We start from the raw sequence: 16,146 nt of genomic DNA on the forward strand, positions 1-16,146 counted from the left end.
GGCTGTCCCGAGCGGTTGACGACTGGTTCGGCGCCGTGCACCGCGGGCCGGTATCCCCCGACGCGGGGATGTACCGCCGGCTCGCCGCGGAGCGCCTGAGCGAGGGGCGTGACGACTCAACCGAATCAATCGATGACAGCAGTTCACCAGACACCCGTACGACAACCCGAGGAGATTTCGTGAGCGTGAACCTGACCCCCGACAGTGCTGGCTCCGTCAGCGCGTTCAAGGTCGCAGACCTGTCGCTGGCCGCCTACGGCCGCAAAGAGATCCAGCTCGCCGAGCACGAGATGCCCGGCCTGATGGCGCTGCGCAAGGAGTTCGGCGCGGCCCAGCCACTGGCCGGCAAGAAGGTCGCCGGCTCGCTGCACATGACCACCCAGACCGCCGTCCTGATCGAGACGCTGGCCGCCCTGGGCGCCGACGTCCGCTGGGTCAGCTGCAACATCTTCTCCACGCAGGACCACGCCGCCGCCGCGATCGTCGTGGGCCCGGACGGCACCCCCGAGAACCCGACCGGCATTCCCGTCTTCGCCTGGAAGGGCGAGACGCTGGAGGAGTACTGGTGGTGCACCGAGCAGATGCTGACCTGGCCCGACGGCTCCGGCCCGCACTCCATCGTCGATGACGGTGGCGACGCGACCCTGCTGATCCACATGGGCGTCGAGTACGAAGCGGCCGGCGCGGTTCCGTCCGCCGACGAGAACGACTCCGAGGAATACAAGATCATCCTCGACACCCTGCGTCGCAGCGTCGCCGCGTACCCGACCCGGTACACCAAGATGTCGCAGGACATCATCGGAGTCACCGAAGAGACCACCACGGGCGTCCACCGGCTGTACGAGTTCGCCAAGGCCGGCACCCTGCTGTTTCCGGCGATCAACGTCAACGACTCCGTCACCAAGAGCAAGTTCGACAACAAGTACGGTTGCCGGCACTCGCTGATCGACGGCATCAACCGCGCCACCGACGTGATGATCGCCGGCAAGATGGCCGTCATCTGCGGCTACGGCGACGTCGGCAAGGGCTCGGTCGAGTCGCTGCGTGGCCAGGGTGCCCGCGTCGTCGTCACCGAGGTCGACCCGATCTGCGCGCTGCAGGCGGCCATGGACGGGCTCGAGGTCGTCCGGCTCGAGGACGTCGTCGAGAAGGGTGACATCTTCGTCACCACCACCGGCAACAAGGACATCATCATGGCCGAGCACATGGCCAAGATGAAGCACAACGCGATCGTCGGCAACATCGGCCACTTCGACAACGAGATCGACATGGCCGGCCTCGCCCGCATCCCCGGCATCGAGAAGATCGAGATCAAGCCGCAGGTGCACGAGTGGAAGTTCCCGAGCTATGGCACCCAGCCAGGCCACTCGATCATCGTGCTGAGCGAGGGCCGCCTGCTGAACCTGGGCAACGCCACCGGTCACCCGAGCTTCGTGATGAGCGCGTCGTTCTCCAACCAGACGATCGCCCAGATCGAACTGCACACCAACGCCGACGCCTACACCAGCGGCGACACCGCCAGCGTGTACCTGCTCCCCAAGCACCTGGACGAGAAGGTCGCCCGGCTGCACCTGGACGCGGTCGGCGCCAAGCTGACCGTCCTGAGCAAGGACCAGGCCGAGTACATCGGCGTGGACGTGGCCGGCCCGTACAAGCCGGAGCACTACCGCTACTAGTCGGCCACCGCTGGTCCCGGCGACTGCCGGTCAGCACTGCCGCTGAGCGCACAACGCGGCCCGGTTTCCCCCGACACTCTCGGGGGAACCGGGCCGCGGTCGTCGGTGGACGTTCCGGTGGCCTCCGGTCAGCCGGTGTGCACCGGGGTCGGCTCGCTGATGGCGGTTGACGCGACCAGCTCGCCCCGGTCCACCGCCGCGTTGATCTCTCGTGGGTCCGTTCACGGCGGCCGCGAACTTCACGTCGTCGCGTGGAAGCCCCGGCCCGGGCCGATCAGATTGCCGGCGAGCAGGCCGAGCGTGAGGGCGATGAGGGTGGCCACCAGGAAGTAGCTCAGCGCGGCCAGCGCCAGCCGGCCGGCCTTTGCGAGGCTGGTGAGCGAGGCGATGCCGACCACGACGGTGCAGAAGATCACCGGCGCGGTGACGACCTTGATCAGCTGTGTGAAGGCGTCGGCCAGCCACTTCGCGGGTAGGGCATCAGCTTTGTCCACCAGACCGAACAGGATCCCGGCGGCGATGGCCACCAGGACCCAGAACCACAGCTGGCTGTACCAATGGCGTTTCGTCTGCGTCACCGTTGCGCCATAGTGTCAGAGCCGTGCTCGGCCGCCGGTGAACCCGCCAGGATGTCGCCACCTGACCGGCGGTGGCGCTGACACACGGTGGCGGGGTGCCGCTGCCGACGTTATCGTGTCAGAGGTGCCACGATGGAGGCATGAAGCCTCGCGTTCTGGTAGTCGACGACGACTCATCACTGGCGGAGATGCTCGGTATCGTGCTGCGTTCGGAAGGGTTCGAGCCCGCGTTCGTCCCTGACGGCTCTCGCGCGCTCGCCGCGTTTCGAGAGGTCAAGCCCGACATCGTGCTGCTCGACCTGATGCTGCCCGGCGCCAGCGGCATCGACGTGTGCCGTGCCATTCGGGCGGAGTCCGGAACGCCCATCATCATGCTGACTGCCAAGACCGACACCGTGGACATCGTCCTCGGCTTGGAGTCCGGTGCCGACGACTATGTCGTGAAGCCGTTCAAGCCCAAGGAGCTGACGGCCCGGATGCGGGCCCGGCTGCGCCGCTACGACGAGGCCGGTGGCGAGACGCTGACGATCGGGCCCCCGGAGTCCCCCGTGAGCATCGACGTGCCCGCCCACCAGGTGGTACGAGACGGAGCGCAGATCTCGCTCACGCCCCTGGAGTTCGACCTGCTCGTCGCGCTGGCCCGCAAGCCCCGCCAGGTGTTCACCCGCGAGGTGCTGCTGGAACAGGTGTGGGGCTACCGCCATGCCGCGGACACCCGGCTGGTCAATGTGCACGTCCAACGCCTGCGCTCCAAGGTCGAGCGTGACCCGGAGCGTCCGGAGGTCGTTCTGACGGTTCGCGGGGTCGGCTACAAAGCCGGACCGCCGTGACCCCTTTCGCTCGATGGGCCGCATTACCCACGGTCCGCTCGCTCGGCCGGTCCATCGCACGCGGCCGGGGCGGGTTCGCCGGTTCCGGTGTGCGCAGGCTCCACTCGCTCTGGCGACGCTCGCTGCAGTTCCGGGTGGCGACGAGCACGGTTCTCGTCACCGGCGTGGTGGTGCTGATCATCGGGATGCTCCTGGTGGATCAGATCGGAAACGGCGTTCTCAAGGCCAAGCGCGACGCGTCGATCGGTCAGGCCACCCTGGGCCTGGAGGCGGCGACCGCGCAGTTCGACGGGTTGACGCCGGGCGACCTCAACGGCATCCGGCAGGCCGTCGACCAGATCACCTCGGCTCCGAACCCCAGCGCCGGCGGGGTGCCGACCGGAGATCTGTTCTTTCGTGCGGTTCGGTCCACCGACGACTCGCTGAACCGGCAGCTGCCGGTGGGGCTCGCGGTCCCCTCGTCCCTGCGCCAGCAGGTGGAGCGGGGCGCCCTGGCGGTCCAGTACGCGCCGATCACCCGGCCCGGCAACCCGCCTTCCAGCACCCCGGGACTCATCGTCGGGCAGCCGGTGAGTACTCAGGCAGGCTCGTTCGAGCTGTACTACCTGTTTCCGCTGACCGCCGAGCAGAACACCCTCGACCTGGTCCAGCGCACCGTGCTCATCGCCGGCCTGGCGCTCGTGCTGCTGGTGGCGGCGATCGCGGTGCTGGTCACCGGGCTGGTGGTGCGGCCGGTGCGGGTCGCCGCCCAGACCGCCGAGCGGCTCGCGGCCGGCGATCTCGCGCAGCGCATCGAGGTCAGCGGCGAGGATGACATCGCCCTGCTGGGTGAGTCCTTCAACGACATGGCCAACAGCCTCCAGCAGCAGATCCAGCGGCTGGAGAAGCTCTCACGGTTGCAGCAGCGCTTCACCTCCGACGTGTCCCACGAGCTGCGCACGCCACTGACCACCGTCCGGATGGCGGCCGAGCTGCTCTACGGCAGCAGGCAGAGCTTCGCGCCCGAGCTGGCGCGCTCGGCGGAATTGCTCAGCAACGAGCTCGACCGGTTCGAGAGCCTGCTCGCCGAGCTGCTCGAGATCTCGCGCTATGACGCGGGAGTGGCCCAGCTCGAGACCGAGAGCGTGGACCTGGTCGGCATCGTCGAGCGCGCGGTGCTGGCCAGCCGGGTGCTGGCCGAGCGGCATGGGGTCGAGTTGCTCGTCGCCGCGCCGGGGGGACCGATTCTGGCCGATGTGGACACCCGCCGGATCGAACGGGTGCTGCGCAACCTGATCGGCAACGCCCTGGACCACGCCGAGGGCAAGCCCGTCGAGGTGCGGCTCGCCGCGGACGCCGCCGCCGCCGCGGTGACCGTGCGCGACTACGGAGTGGGCCTGCGGCCGGGTGAGGCTGCCCTGGTGTTCAACCGGTTCTGGCGTGGGGATCCCTCACGCAGCCGGCTCACCGGCGGGACCGGCCTCGGCCTGGCCATCAGCCTCGAGGACATCCGGCTTCACCAGGGTTGGCTGCAGGCGTGGGGGGAGCGCGGCAAGGGTGCGGTCTTCCGGATGACGGTGCCACGGACGGCGGGCGACACCGTCCAGTCCTCGCCGCTGCCGTTGGAGCCGCTGGACACCTCGGCGCTGCCGGTGAAACCGGGCTCGACCGCGGCCGTGGACCTTGGCTCGCGGCCGCGGGCGCCCCTCGCCGCGCCCGATCCGGCCCGAGCCGGAAGCGACGTGCAAGCATGAGCTCGCGGCTACGGTTGGGTGCGCTGGCGTCGGCGCTGCTGGTACTGACGGCGTGCACCGGCGTCCCCCGGCAGTCGGCCCCACAGGTCGTCCGCACGGTCGACCGCGGCGGCAACGCGCAGTCGGCGGAGCCGAACATCTCACCGAATGCCGACGCCGGCCCGCGCGACATCGTGTCCGACTTCATCACGGCGGGGGTCGCCGCCGACGCCGGGCACTCGACCTCGCGCCAGTTCCTGACGAACGCCGCCGCGCGCAAGTGGCAGGACAACACCGTGACCGTTGTCGACGAGACAACCGTCGGGGTGCCCAGCATGGTGGGTTCCGGTGCGCGGGTCGAGGTGATCGGTCACCGCGTCGGTCAGCTCGACGCCAACGGCGTATTCAGCCCCACCCTCAAGGGAACCGGCGTCGGGGATCAGGAGACGTTCAGCTTCGGGCTACGCCAGCTGTCGGGTCAGTGGCGCATCGACCAACTGCAGCCGGGCGTGCTGATCAGCCAGCGCCAGTTCCAGGACAATTACCTGCCACGCAAGCTGTACTTCTTCGACTCCGGCGAGACGACCCTGGTTCCAGATCTGCGGTACTCGGCGCTGGACGGCCAGGCGCTGGCGACCTGGCTGCTCGACCAACTGCTCGTCGGTCCGCGGCCGGAGCTGGCGCAGTCGGTGCTGAACGAGGTGCCCGACCAGGTCGGCCGACCCAGCGTCCAGCTCGGCGACCCCATCGTGGTCGAGATGCCGGGCACGGCGCAGCTGGACGCGGCCGGAAAGAATGGGCTGGCCGCGCAACTGGCGTACACCCTGGGTCAGGTGGCCTTCGCCGGCGGCCGGTTGCGGTTGACCGACGCCGGCCGGACGGTCGGCATCCCGGACGCTGGAGGCCCGATTTTCAGCTCCGTCGACTTCACCTTCGGCGGCCCCGACAGCGCGCCGCCCGGCGTCACGCCGTACTTCCTCCGCAACGGTGCGGTGATCAGCGGCCTGGACGACAAGCCGGTCACCGGCCCGCTCGGGCAGCCGGTTCGCAAGTTCAGCTCGGTCGCCCTTCGCCGCGGCAACTCCGGGGGCCTGGACGTCGCGGGCGTGTCGGCGAACACGCTGCGGGTCGGCAACGTCGCGAAGCTGGCCGACGTGCGGCTGCCCACGGGCGCGCTCAGCCGTCCCGAGTGGCGACCGCACGCCGACGAGGTGTGGGTGGGCGTCGGTATGTCCGGCGCGATCTACCGGGTCGGGCCCGGAACGGCCGCACGGGCGGTGTCGATCACCTCGCCGGTGGGCGGGCTGTCACCGGGCCAGGTGCTCGCGCTGAGGTTCAGCTCCGACGGCGTGCGGCTCGCCGCGGTGCTGCGCGCGGCGAACGGAACCAAGACGGCCTGGATCGGGTCCGTCGTCACCTCGGGCGATGACGTCCGGATCGACTCGTTCGAACCGCTGACACCCGCGCGGCTGTCCGTCACCGACGTCGCCTGGGTGGACCCCACCAAGCTGCTCATCGTGGCACAGGCACCCGGGGACGAGACCAGGGTCTGGCAGGTGCAGTCCGATGGCTCGTACCTCGGGCCGTTGAGCAACGTCGGCCTACCCGGGGTGCCGACATCGATCGCGGCGTCGTCGCAGCAGTCGCCACTGGTGTCGGCCAGCGACTCGATCTGGACGCAGCGGGGCAGCGGCTGGACCTCGTTCCCGGGTGCCACGCCGACTGCTGGGGTGAACCCGGTCTATGCCCCGTGACGGGTTGTGGCCGTGACCGCCCCTTGTCCGGCCTCGTGACCCGTTCTGTACAGGCCGGTTGTGCACAGGCCGGTTGTGCACAGGCCGGTTGTGCACAGGCCGCGGTAGCCCTCCACAGTTTCCCCCCGAGGTCGGTAGCGCGGCACTCCGGTGCGCCAGGCTGCGCTCCATGGGGCTGCTTGCGGAGTTGATCGACCTGGTACTGCCGTCGAGCTGTATCTGTTGCCAGCGGTCCGGGCCGCTCTGGTGCGCGGCCTGCCGTCCGGCGTCGGTCCCCGAGCTGGCGGCGACGGCGACCGGGCCGGCGGTCTGCGCCGCCGGTGAGTACGACGCCGAGCTGCGCAGTGCCCTGATCGCGTACAAGGAGCGGGGCCATCGCGCCCTGGCCGAACCGCTCTCGGCCTACCTCAGTGACGCGGTGGACGTGCTGAGCCGGCAGGCCGGCACGGCGGCAACGGGCCGGCCGCGACCGGTGCTGGTGCCGGTGCCGTCGCGGCGATCGGCGGCCCGTCAACGCGGCGGTGACCACGTACTGCGGCTCGCCCGGCTGGTGGCCCGGCAGTCCCAGTTGCCGCTGTGCTCCACGTTGTCGGTGAGCTCCGGGGTGGCCGACTCCGCGGGGCTGTCCACGGCGGCGCGGGCGGCGAACCTGGCGCACCGGATGCGGGCTGCGAGGCCACCGGGCCGCGGGCCGCTCGACGCCGTGATCGTCGATGACATCGTCACCACCGGCACCACTCTCGCCGAAGCGGAGCGGGCCCTCACCGAGGCCGGTTGGCGGGTTCTCGGAGCCGCCGTGGTGGGGGCGACGAGGCGGCGGTACCCGGCGGCCGCCGCCGGTGCCAGCGGCGCGAGCGACGGTGCGCGGAAGCAGTCCGCGGCAGCCGGAACCAACGCGTGCAACTGGGCAGACCCCCACGAGTGGGCTAGCGTCTGAGTGACCTACCGAACATAGGCGCCAGCACGGATTACGCGCCGCCAAGCCTTCTGACGGGCCAGCTCGGAATGTGGCTCGCGAGGGTGTTGGGGCGCTTCTGAGCTGGTGCCGGGAGCGCACTGGAGGTCGCGTGGAGATTGTCGTGAGGGGCCGGAACGTCGAGGTCCCCGAGCACTACCGGCAGCACGTCGCTGAGAAACTGACCCGCGTCGAGCGATATGACGGCAGAATCATCCGCACCGATGTGGAGTTGCTCCACGAGAAGAATCCCCGGCAGTCCGAGAACTGCCAGCGGGTGGAGATCACGTGCCGCGTGCCGGGACCGGTCGTGCGGGTGGAGGCCTGCGCCGCGGACTTCTACAAGGCCCTGGACATGGCGATCGAGCGACTGGAGCGCAAGTTCCGCCAGGCTGCCGACCGTCGCCGGGTGCACCACGGACGGCACACGCCGACATCGGTGGCCACGGCCACCAGCGGGTTGATCGAGCGCGACCCCGACTCCACCGCGGTCGCCGTCGCAGACCCGCCTGCCGAGGGCGACAACGAGGGCGACAACGAGGGCGGGAGCAAGCTCGACAACCCAGGGCTGGTGGTGCGCGAGAAGGAGCATCCGGCCAAGCCGATGACCATCGAGCAGGCGCTCTATGAGATGGAGCTGGTCGGCCACGACTTCTACCTCTTCGCCGACGCCGACGGTGGCCGTCCGAGCGTGGTCTATCGGCGCAAGGGCTATGACTACGGCGTGATCCGCCTCGTTGACTGAGCTTCCGGGCGCGCGCTGAACCGGCTGGGACGACCAACCGGCCCACCGCCGCGGGCCTGTTGGTCATTCAGGCGCCCATCCCGCAGGTATTCTGGGGCCATCATGACCGCCACTGACACCGCCGCAGACCTCGCCCGCATCGCCGGACAGGCAGCGGCAGACAAACTCGCCACCGACATCGTCCTGATCGACGTCAGCGAACGTCTCGCGATCACGGATGTGTTCGTCATCGCCACCGGCAGCAACGAGCGCCAGGTCGAAGCGATCGTCGACGAGGTCGAGGAGCAGCTCCGCCGGGCCGGCGTCAAGCCGCTGCGGCGCGAGGGTAAGCGCGACGGACGCTGGGTGCTGCTGGACTATGCCGAGATCGTGGTGCACATCCAGCATGCCGAGGAGCGGGTCTTCTACTCCCTCGAGCGGCTCTGGAAGGACTGCCCCGTGATCGAGTTCACCGACGCGCACCTGGCCGCCGCGCAGGCCGGCAGCACCGAGAGTGAGACCGCACCTCAGGATGACGCTCGTGCCGACGTGACGGTGTCGCAGGGCGACCCGGAGTAGTGCAACGCCGGATCGTGCTGCTGCGCCATGGCCGCACGGCCTGGAACGCCGAGCGGCGTTACCAGGGCCAAGAAGATCCACCGCTCGACGAGGTGGGCCAGGTCCAGGCGATCGAGGCCGCCGCGCTGGTGGCCGCGATGAATCCTGACGTCCTGATTTCCTCGGATCTCGAACGCGCGCGGCAGACCGCGCAGAAGGTCTCCTCGCTGAGCGGAGTGCCGCTCACGGTCGACAAGCGGTTGCGAGAACGGAATCTCGGCCACTGGCAGGGCCTGACCCGCGACGAGGTCCAGAGCCGCTATCCCGAGGAGTTCGCCGACTGGCTCGCCGGCCGCGACGTGGCCCGGCGCGGCGGCGAGAGCCGTCGGCAGGTCGCCGAGCGCGCCCTGTCCGTCGTCGACCAGCTGGCGCCCGTGCCGCTGGCGGTGCTGGTCAGCCACGGCGCCACCTCGATGTGCCTGTCGGCCGCGCTGCTCGGCCTGCCACAGACGCCGTCCATCCTCGGCCCGCTGGCGAACTGCCACTGGACGGAGCTGCGCAACTCGGGCGACGGCTGGACCCTGCGGGCACACAACGCCGGGCCACCCGGGCCGGTGATCCCGCTGCTGGCACCGGACGGCGACCACTCCGACGCGGACGCCTGAGTGCCGCTCCCGTCCGAACCGGCGGCGCGCTCGCACGAAATCCTGGTGCTGAGCGACTCCCTCGCCTTTCACGGCCCCGGAATGGGAGAGCTCACCACCGAGCCGCGGCTGTGGCCGAACGTGCTGGCCGCTGCCCTCACCGCCGGCGGAGCCGCGAGCTCGGCCACCATCTTCGGACGGCGCGGCTGGACCGCTCGGGACGCCTGGTTCGCCGTCACCCGCGATCCGTACCTGTACTCCGTCCTGCTGCCGCGGGCCGACACGGTCATCCTCGCGGTCGGCGGCATGGACTACCTGCCGGCGATCCTGCCCGCCCACCTGCGCGAGGGCATCCGGCTGCTACGCCCCAAGCCCGTGCGGCTGGCCGCGACGGCCACCTTCCGCAGGCTGCAGCCGGTGGGGTCGCGGTTGCTCAACGGCCGGTGGCGCAACCTGCCGCAGGGCCTCACCGACCACTACCTGACCCGGTGCGTGCAGGGCATCCGGCATTTCCAGCCGGATGCCAGGATCGTCGGGATCACACCACCGCCGCATGTCGCGCCCGGCTACGGCCGGGTCACCGCCGGGCACCAGCGCGCCGTCCACGCCACCCTGGCGTGGGCCGAGCGGCTCAACGTGGACTTGCTGCGGCTCGATCAGTGGGTGGCGCCGCACATCGGCTCGTCCGGCATGAATGTCGACGGCATCCACTGGGGCTGGAACTGCCACCGCGACGTGGGGGAGCGAACGGCGGGGGTGCTCGCCCAGCAATCCGTAACGGGCGCTGCCGGTGCCGAGTAGTATTCCCGCCATGGCAATGACCCTGCTCCTTACCGAGCCGCGCTGAGCCCCGGACGTAGGCCAGTGTGGCGTGAGCCTCTGCGATTGCGCAGGGGCTCTTGCTATGTCCAGGGTTAGATGCCCACAGTCCGCACGACACATGATCGGGAGCCGCAGCCATGACGGCCACGCACGCCAACGACGCCGCTGACATTCCGCCGTTCCGGTACAGTGCCGCGCTCGCCAACGAGCTGGAGTCGCGGTGGCAGCAGGAGTGGGCCGAGCGCGGCACCTTCAACGCCCCGAACCCCATCGGTGAGCTGAGCACCGGCTTCGAGCGGGTCGCCGGCAAGCCGCACACCTTCGTGATGGACATGTTCCCGTACCCGTCCGGCGCGGGGCTGCACGTCGGGCACCCGCTGGGTTACATCGGCACCGACGTCTACGCCCGGTACCTGCGGATGCGCGGTGAGAACGTGCTGCACACCATGGGCTTCGACGCGTTCGGCCTGCCGGCCGAGCAGTACGCGTTGCAGACCGGACAGCATCCGGCCACGACCACCAACAAGAACATCGAGGTGTTCAAGCGCCAGCTGCGTGCGCTGGGCCTGGGCCACGACCAACGTCGGGTCATCTCGACCACCGATCCGGAGTTCTACCGCTGGACGCAGTGGATCTTCCTGCAGCTGTTCAACTCCTTCTACGACTCCGACGCTGACAACGGCGTGGGGCGTGCCCGGCCGATCTCCGAGCTGATCAGCGATCTGAATGCCGGCAGACGTGAGCCGGACGAGGGCGCGAATGACTTCGGCCTGCCGTGGTCGGACCTGGACGAGAGCCAGCGCAGGACCGTGATCGACCGGCACCGGCTGGCCTACGTCTCGAAGCTGCCGGTGAACTGGTGTCCCGGACTGGGGACGGTGCTGGCGAATGAAGAGGTCACCGCGGACGGCCGGTCCGAGCGCGGCAACTTCCCGGTGTTCCGCAAGCCGCTGGCCCAGTGGATGCTGCGGATCACCGCCTACGCGGACCGGCTGCTGGCCGATCTGGACTACATCGACTGGCCCGAGAAGGTCCGGACGATGCAGAAGAACTGGATCGGCCGCTCGATCGGCGCGCACGTCCACTTCGCGACCGAGAGCGGCGACATCACCGTCTTCACCACCCGTCCGGACACGCTGTTCGGCGCGACGTACATGGTGCTGGCGCCGGAGCATCCGATGGTGGCGGACCTGACAGCGGTCAGCTGGCCCGAGGGCACCGAGCAGGAATGGACCGGCGGCTACCCGGACCCTGCCGCGGCCGTCGCCGCCTATCAGCGGGAGGCCGCCGCCAAGACCGATCTGGACCGCCAGGGGGCCGATGCGAAGGCGAAGACCGGTGTGTTCATCGGGGCATTCGCCATCAACCCGGTGACCGGTGCCCGGCTGCCGGTGTTCATTGCCGACTACGTCCTGATGGGATACGGCACTGGGGCGATCATGGCTGTCCCCGCGCAGGACGAGCGCGACTGGGAGTTCGCCGAGGCGTTCAAGCTTCCCATCATTCGCACCGTCCAACCGCCGGAGTCCTTTGCCAGAAAGGCCTTCCTCGGCGACGGGCCGGCCATGAAATCGGCCAACGACGAGGTCGACCTCAACGGTCTGGGCGTGAACGAGGCCAAGGCGCGGATCATCGAGTACCTGGAGCGGTCCGGTCGCGGCCGGGGCGCGACCACTTACCGTTTGCGCGACTGGCTGTTCAGCCGGCAGCGATACTGGGGCGAGCCGTTTCCGATCGTGTACGACGAGAACAACCAGCCGATCGCGCTGCCGGACTCGATGCTGCCGCTGCGGCTGCCGGAGACGAACGACTTCACGCCGAAGTCCTACCCGCCCGATGACGTGGACTCCGATCCCGAGCCCCCGCTGGGCCGGCTGACCGACTGGGTGAACGTCGAGCTGGATCTGGGCGACGGCCTGAAGAGCTATCGCCGCGAGACCAACACCATGCCGAACTGGGCCGGTTCGTGCTGGTACGAGCTGCGGTATCTCGATCCGGCCAACGACGACGCGCTGGTGGACAAGCAGGTCGAGAACTACTGGATGGGTCCCACCGAGGAACGTCCGCTGGGTGGTGTCGACCTGTACGTCGGCGGAGTCGAGCATGCCGTGCTCCATCTGCTGTACTCGCGGTTCTGGCACAAGGTGCTGTTCGACCTGGGCCATGTCTCGAGTGCGGAACCCTTTCACCGGCTGGTCAATCAGGGAATGCTGCAACTGCCGGCCTACACCAACGCCGACGGTTTCTACGTCGAGGCTGCCGAGGTGACCGAGGCCGACGGCGCATTCTTGTTCGAGGGCCAGCAGGTACAGCGTGAGTTCGGCAAGATCGGCAAGAGCCTGAAGAATGTCGTCGCCCCGGACCAGTTCGTCGCCGACTTCGGAACCGACACGTTCCGGCTGTTCGAGATGTTCTCGGGGCCGCTGGACCAGTCCCGGCCATGGGATGCCAAGGCCATCGTCGGACCGTACCGGTTGCTGCAGCGGATCTGGCGGGTGGTGCTGGACGAGCAGACCGGGCGGCCGCACGTGGCCGACATGGACGTGCCGGACGAGCTGAACAGGCTGCTGCACAAGACGATTTCCGCGGTTCGCGACGGTTACGAGACGCTGCGGTTCAACACCTCGATCGCCCGCATCACCGAGCTGAACAACACCGTCACCCAGCTGTACCCGGACGGTGGGGCGCCCCGCGCGGTGGCCGAGGCGCTGACGCTGATGCTGGCTCCGCTGGCACCGCACGCGGCCGAGGAACTGTGGTCGAAGCTGGGTCATGCCGAGTCGCTGGCGTGGCAGGAGTTTCCCGTCGTGGACGAGGGGCTGTTGGTGGACGACACGATCGAGGTCCCGGTGCAGGTCAACGGCAAGGTGCGCTCGGTGATCCACGTCGCGGCGGATGCCGACGCGGCCGCGATGGAGGCAGCCGCCCGGGCCGAGGACAAGGTGCTCAGCGCCCTGGCCGACCGTCCGGTCAAGCGAGTGATCGCCGTGCCCGGCCGGCTGGTCAACTTCGTCGTCTAACGTCGGGGAATGGCAACCCAGCAGCGCGCACCTCAGCGGGTCGCCGTCGTCACCGACTCGACGTCCTATCTACCGGTGGCGCTGTCGGACGCCCTCGGAGTGCGGCTGGTCGCGCTGCAGGTGCAGCTGGACGGCCGGACCGGCCAGGAGGGCCGCGACGTCAGCCCGGCCGATGTGACGGCCGCGCTGCGCAACCGGACGGCCGTTACCACCTCGCGCCCGACGCCGGCGGAGTTCCTCGAGGTGTACCGCTGCGCGCTGCGCGAGGGCGCCGAGGCTGTCGTCTCGGTGCACCTCTCCGCTGAGCTGTCGGGTACCTGCGACTCCGCCCGGCTGGCGGCGGCCGAGCTGGACGAGGGTGTGGTGCGGGTGCTGGACTCCCGCTCGACGGCGATGGCCCTGGGCTTCGCGGTGCTGGCCGCGGCACGGGCGGCAGCGGCCGGAGCGGGTGCCGAGGCCGTGGAGCAGGCCGCCCGGGCCGCCCGGGAGCGCACCTCGGCGCTGTTCTACGTGGACTCGCTGGAGTGGCTGCATCGCGGCGGTCGGATCGGCACCGCGGCGGCGATGCTCGGCACGGCGCTGGCCGTCAAGCCGCTGCTGCACCTGGCCGACGGCAAGATCGTGCCGCTGGAGAAGGTGCGAACCGCGTCCAAGGCGATCGCCCGGCTGGTGCAGCTCACGGTCAACCACGCGGGCAGCGGCGAGGTGGATATCGCGGTGCAGCACCTGGCGTCGCCGGAGCGGGCGGCAGACGTGGCGCGGCAGCTCCGCGAGGCGCTGCCGAACCTGCGGGAGTTGCACCAGTCCGAGGTCGGGGCGGTTGTCGGCGCCCATGTCGGGCCTGGTCTGTTGGGCGTCGTCGTGAACCGGCTGTAGCCGCTCAGTCCAATGGGGCAGTGCCCTCAATTCTTCGGGCAGTGCCCGGTCCCGATGGGGAATTTGGAGTTGAAGGTGTAATTCCCGCCGGCCCCGGTATTCAGCGTGACGTACAGGCCGTCCTGCTTGATGCAGGCGTCCTTGTCCCTGCTCTCCATGCCCAGCCACCGGTACCAGCGCAGCCGCACCCGCACCGAACTGTTCGCCGGCACCGAGACGACGATCGCGTCGGGATGCTGGCTGAGAACCCGTGACGGGGGGTTGACGAGCGGCTCGAAGCCCCGTACCTCATACATCGTCCAGTGCGCGTTTCGCCAGGTCGGATTGAGGTAATCCAGGTTGGTCCTGATCAGCGCCAGCTCGGCGCGCCCGTAGCCGGTGAGCTCGGCATCGGGCACCGCCACGTACTGCACGGCGTTGTCGGTGAGAAACGTCCGGTATGAGGCGGCGGTCGGCTTTTGCTGGTAGAACACGGCGTCGTTGAGCCGGATGTCGGTCTGGCGCAACCAGCCCCGCGCCAGCGGGACGCCGCGGGCCAGGTAGACCGAGTCCCAGTGCCCGGCCAGCTCGGGCACCTCGACCCGGCCGGTCAGCGGGCCGCGGGTACGGATCTCGTCGATGACCGGGGTGTAGTAGCCGCTGTAGCCGCTGACCCGGCCGGTGCTGGCGATCGTGCTGGGGCTGACCGGTAGCTGCACCACCAGGATCACCACCAGCGCCAGGATGGTGAGCGACCGGGTTCGCCAGTGGATGAACGAGGCGGCGATGGGCAGTGCGAACAGCAGGCTGAGCCGGGTGGCGTTCGAACCGACCGGCGTCGGAAGGACGAACGCGGCCAGTACCAGCACGATGCCGAGGCCCGCGCCGAGCCGGATCGGGTGGCAGCGCCGGGGGACCGTGGCCAGCACGATGGCCAGCGCCAGCAGGGATGCCCCACAATCGACGAAGGTGAACGGCTGGCGGCCGCCGTCGCCGAAGATTACCGACGTGATGGCCATCGAGATACCGGCCGGCACGATGAGGGCAGCGGCCGCGCCGGGACGCCGCAGCAGCACGGCGACGCCACCGGCGATCCACAGCAGCAGGCCGGCGACCGGGCTCGCCCCGCCGCACAGCAGACTGAACAGGATCGCCAGTGCGATCGCCAACCAGCGCGGCAGCCGGGTGGTGGTCAGCAGCGTCAGGGCGATCAGGCCGCAGGCCAGGCCGCAGGCGAAGGTGATCCGGCCCTCCACCACGTTGGCGACCTGGGTGACCGCCGCCGCGATCCCGCCGAGCACCGGGCGCGCCGGTCTGAGCCGGTGCAGCAGCCGGACGGTGTACCAGGTGCCGATCACCGCGGCGAGTGCTCCGGTCGGTTTCGTGCCGACGTGCGCCATCAGGGTCGAAGCCCACAGGGTGTAGCCGTACTCCACGGTGCCGCCGAACCACCGGAAGTCGATGATCGAGAACGGGTACCTGGACGCGAAGTCGGCGCGGGCCAACTGTGCGGCGAGGTCGGTGTTCATCGGGGGCAGCAGCAGAAAGCCCCACGCCAGCAGCATCGACACGCCGGTGGCGATCAGCGCGGGGCGGTAACCGGAGTTCCACAGTCGGCGGGCGAACGTGACCGGGTGCCACAGCGAGCCCGGCCCGGCGTCGGGCTGGGCAAGCGGCAGGGACGTCACGGGCACACTCGGCAGTCTTCCATCCGCAGCGAGGTGGTTTACCCGAACGCTCAGGCCGGGGCCAGCGGGAGCGGGTGCAGTGCTCCGCACGGCAACCGCGATGATGACCGGACGGACGTGACGCTCGTCGGCCCTGATGCGATTCCGTGATCCGGCCTTCTCCACAGTTGGAGCGGCTGTCCACAGTCGTGGCAAACCCCGTTCCGGCCGGCTGCTCCCACCTAGCGTCGTTGGGGTGCAGCAGCGTGGAGCAGAAGGACGAGGGGTCAGGGATCGGGTCTCCTCGCTGAGCGCCCGGTTCGTCGGCGATCGCTTCAACGCAGGCGGCTC

At 69.6% G+C, this 16,146-nt stretch carries 13 protein-coding genes; 11 read left to right on the forward strand and 2 right to left on the reverse strand.

Going from position 1 to position 16,146, the window contains the following annotated elements; translation table 11 throughout:
- The first annotated feature begins 191 nt into the window (after positions 1–191).
- Positions 192–1,676, forward strand: coding sequence for an adenosylhomocysteinase (ahcY, locus tag RM423_RS03085; protein WP_396327580.1), 1,485 nt, complete (start codon positions 192–194; stop codon positions 1,674–1,676).
- Positions 1,677–1,915: 239 nt separating this feature from the next.
- Here the strand turns inward: ahcY and RM423_RS03090 are convergent, their stop codons facing one another.
- Positions 1,916–2,254, reverse strand: a complete 339-nt coding sequence (locus tag RM423_RS03090; protein WP_311421528.1) for a cation:dicarboxylate symporter family transporter — start codon at positions 2,252–2,254, stop codon at positions 1,916–1,918.
- 140 nt (positions 2,255–2,394) lie between these two features.
- On the opposite strand from RM423_RS03090, the gene mtrA reads away from it, so the two are divergent.
- The 10 genes from mtrA (at position 2,395) to RM423_RS03140 (ending at position 14,149) form a co-directional block, all read left to right on the forward strand.
- The gene (mtrA, locus tag RM423_RS03095) at positions 2,395–3,084 is read left to right on the forward strand and encodes an MtrAB system response regulator MtrA (RefSeq protein WP_311421529.1); all 690 of its coding nucleotides are present in this window, start codon (positions 2,395–2,397) and stop codon (positions 3,082–3,084) included.
- The gene (gene mtrB, locus RM423_RS03100; RefSeq protein ID WP_311421530.1) at positions 3,081–4,817 is read left to right on the forward strand and encodes an MtrAB system histidine kinase MtrB; all 1,737 of its coding nucleotides are present in this window, start codon (positions 3,081–3,083) and stop codon (positions 4,815–4,817) included. Before mtrA ends, mtrB begins: the two co-directional genes overlap by 4 nt.
- Complete coding sequence (locus RM423_RS03105) at positions 4,814–6,550, forward strand: LpqB family beta-propeller domain-containing protein (protein WP_311421531.1); 1,737 nt, start codon at positions 4,814–4,816, stop codon at positions 6,548–6,550. Before mtrB ends, RM423_RS03105 begins: the two co-directional genes overlap by 4 nt.
- Positions 6,551–6,719: 169 nt before the next feature.
- Positions 6,720–7,487: a ComF family protein gene (locus RM423_RS03110; RefSeq protein WP_311421532.1), complete on the forward strand. Its 768-nt coding sequence runs from the start codon at positions 6,720–6,722 to the stop codon at positions 7,485–7,487.
- A gap of 130 nt (positions 7,488–7,617) precedes the next feature.
- Positions 7,618–8,250, forward strand: coding sequence for a ribosome hibernation-promoting factor, HPF/YfiA family (gene hpf / locus RM423_RS03115; RefSeq protein ID WP_396327573.1), 633 nt, complete (start codon positions 7,618–7,620; stop codon positions 8,248–8,250).
- A gap of 102 nt (positions 8,251–8,352) precedes the next feature.
- On the forward strand, positions 8,353–8,808 hold the full coding sequence (rsfS, locus tag RM423_RS03120) for a ribosome silencing factor (RefSeq protein ID WP_311421534.1): 456 nt from the start codon (positions 8,353–8,355) through the stop codon (positions 8,806–8,808).
- Positions 8,808–9,452, forward strand: coding sequence for a histidine phosphatase family protein (locus RM423_RS03125; RefSeq protein ID WP_311421535.1), 645 nt, complete (start codon positions 8,808–8,810; stop codon positions 9,450–9,452). The genes rsfS and RM423_RS03125 overlap by 1 nt, the downstream gene beginning before the upstream one ends.
- The gene (locus RM423_RS03130) at positions 9,453–10,232 is read left to right on the forward strand and encodes an SGNH/GDSL hydrolase family protein (RefSeq protein WP_311421536.1); all 780 of its coding nucleotides are present in this window, start codon (positions 9,453–9,455) and stop codon (positions 10,230–10,232) included.
- Positions 10,233–10,390: 158 nt separating this feature from the next.
- Positions 10,391–13,273 carry a leucine--tRNA ligase gene (gene leuS, locus RM423_RS03135; RefSeq protein WP_311421537.1) on the forward strand — a complete coding sequence of 961 codons (2,883 nt, stop codon included), beginning with the start codon at positions 10,391–10,393 and terminating at the stop codon, positions 13,271–13,273.
- 9 nt (positions 13,274–13,282) lie between these two features.
- On the forward strand, positions 13,283–14,149 hold the full coding sequence (locus tag RM423_RS03140; RefSeq protein ID WP_311421538.1) for a DegV family protein: 867 nt from the start codon (positions 13,283–13,285) through the stop codon (positions 14,147–14,149).
- A gap of 26 nt (positions 14,150–14,175) precedes the next feature.
- Here the strand turns inward: RM423_RS03140 and RM423_RS03145 are convergent, their stop codons facing one another.
- The gene (locus RM423_RS03145; RefSeq protein WP_311421539.1) at positions 14,176–15,822 is read right to left on the reverse strand and encodes a hypothetical protein; all 1,647 of its coding nucleotides are present in this window, start codon (positions 15,820–15,822) and stop codon (positions 14,176–14,178) included.
- Positions 15,823–16,146 lie beyond the last annotated feature (324 nt).

The sequence above is a fragment of the Jatrophihabitans lederbergiae genome (assembly GCF_031845305.1).
In the GTDB taxonomy this organism is placed as follows: domain Bacteria; phylum Actinomycetota; class Actinomycetes; order Mycobacteriales; family Jatrophihabitantaceae; genus Jatrophihabitans_A; species Jatrophihabitans_A lederbergiae.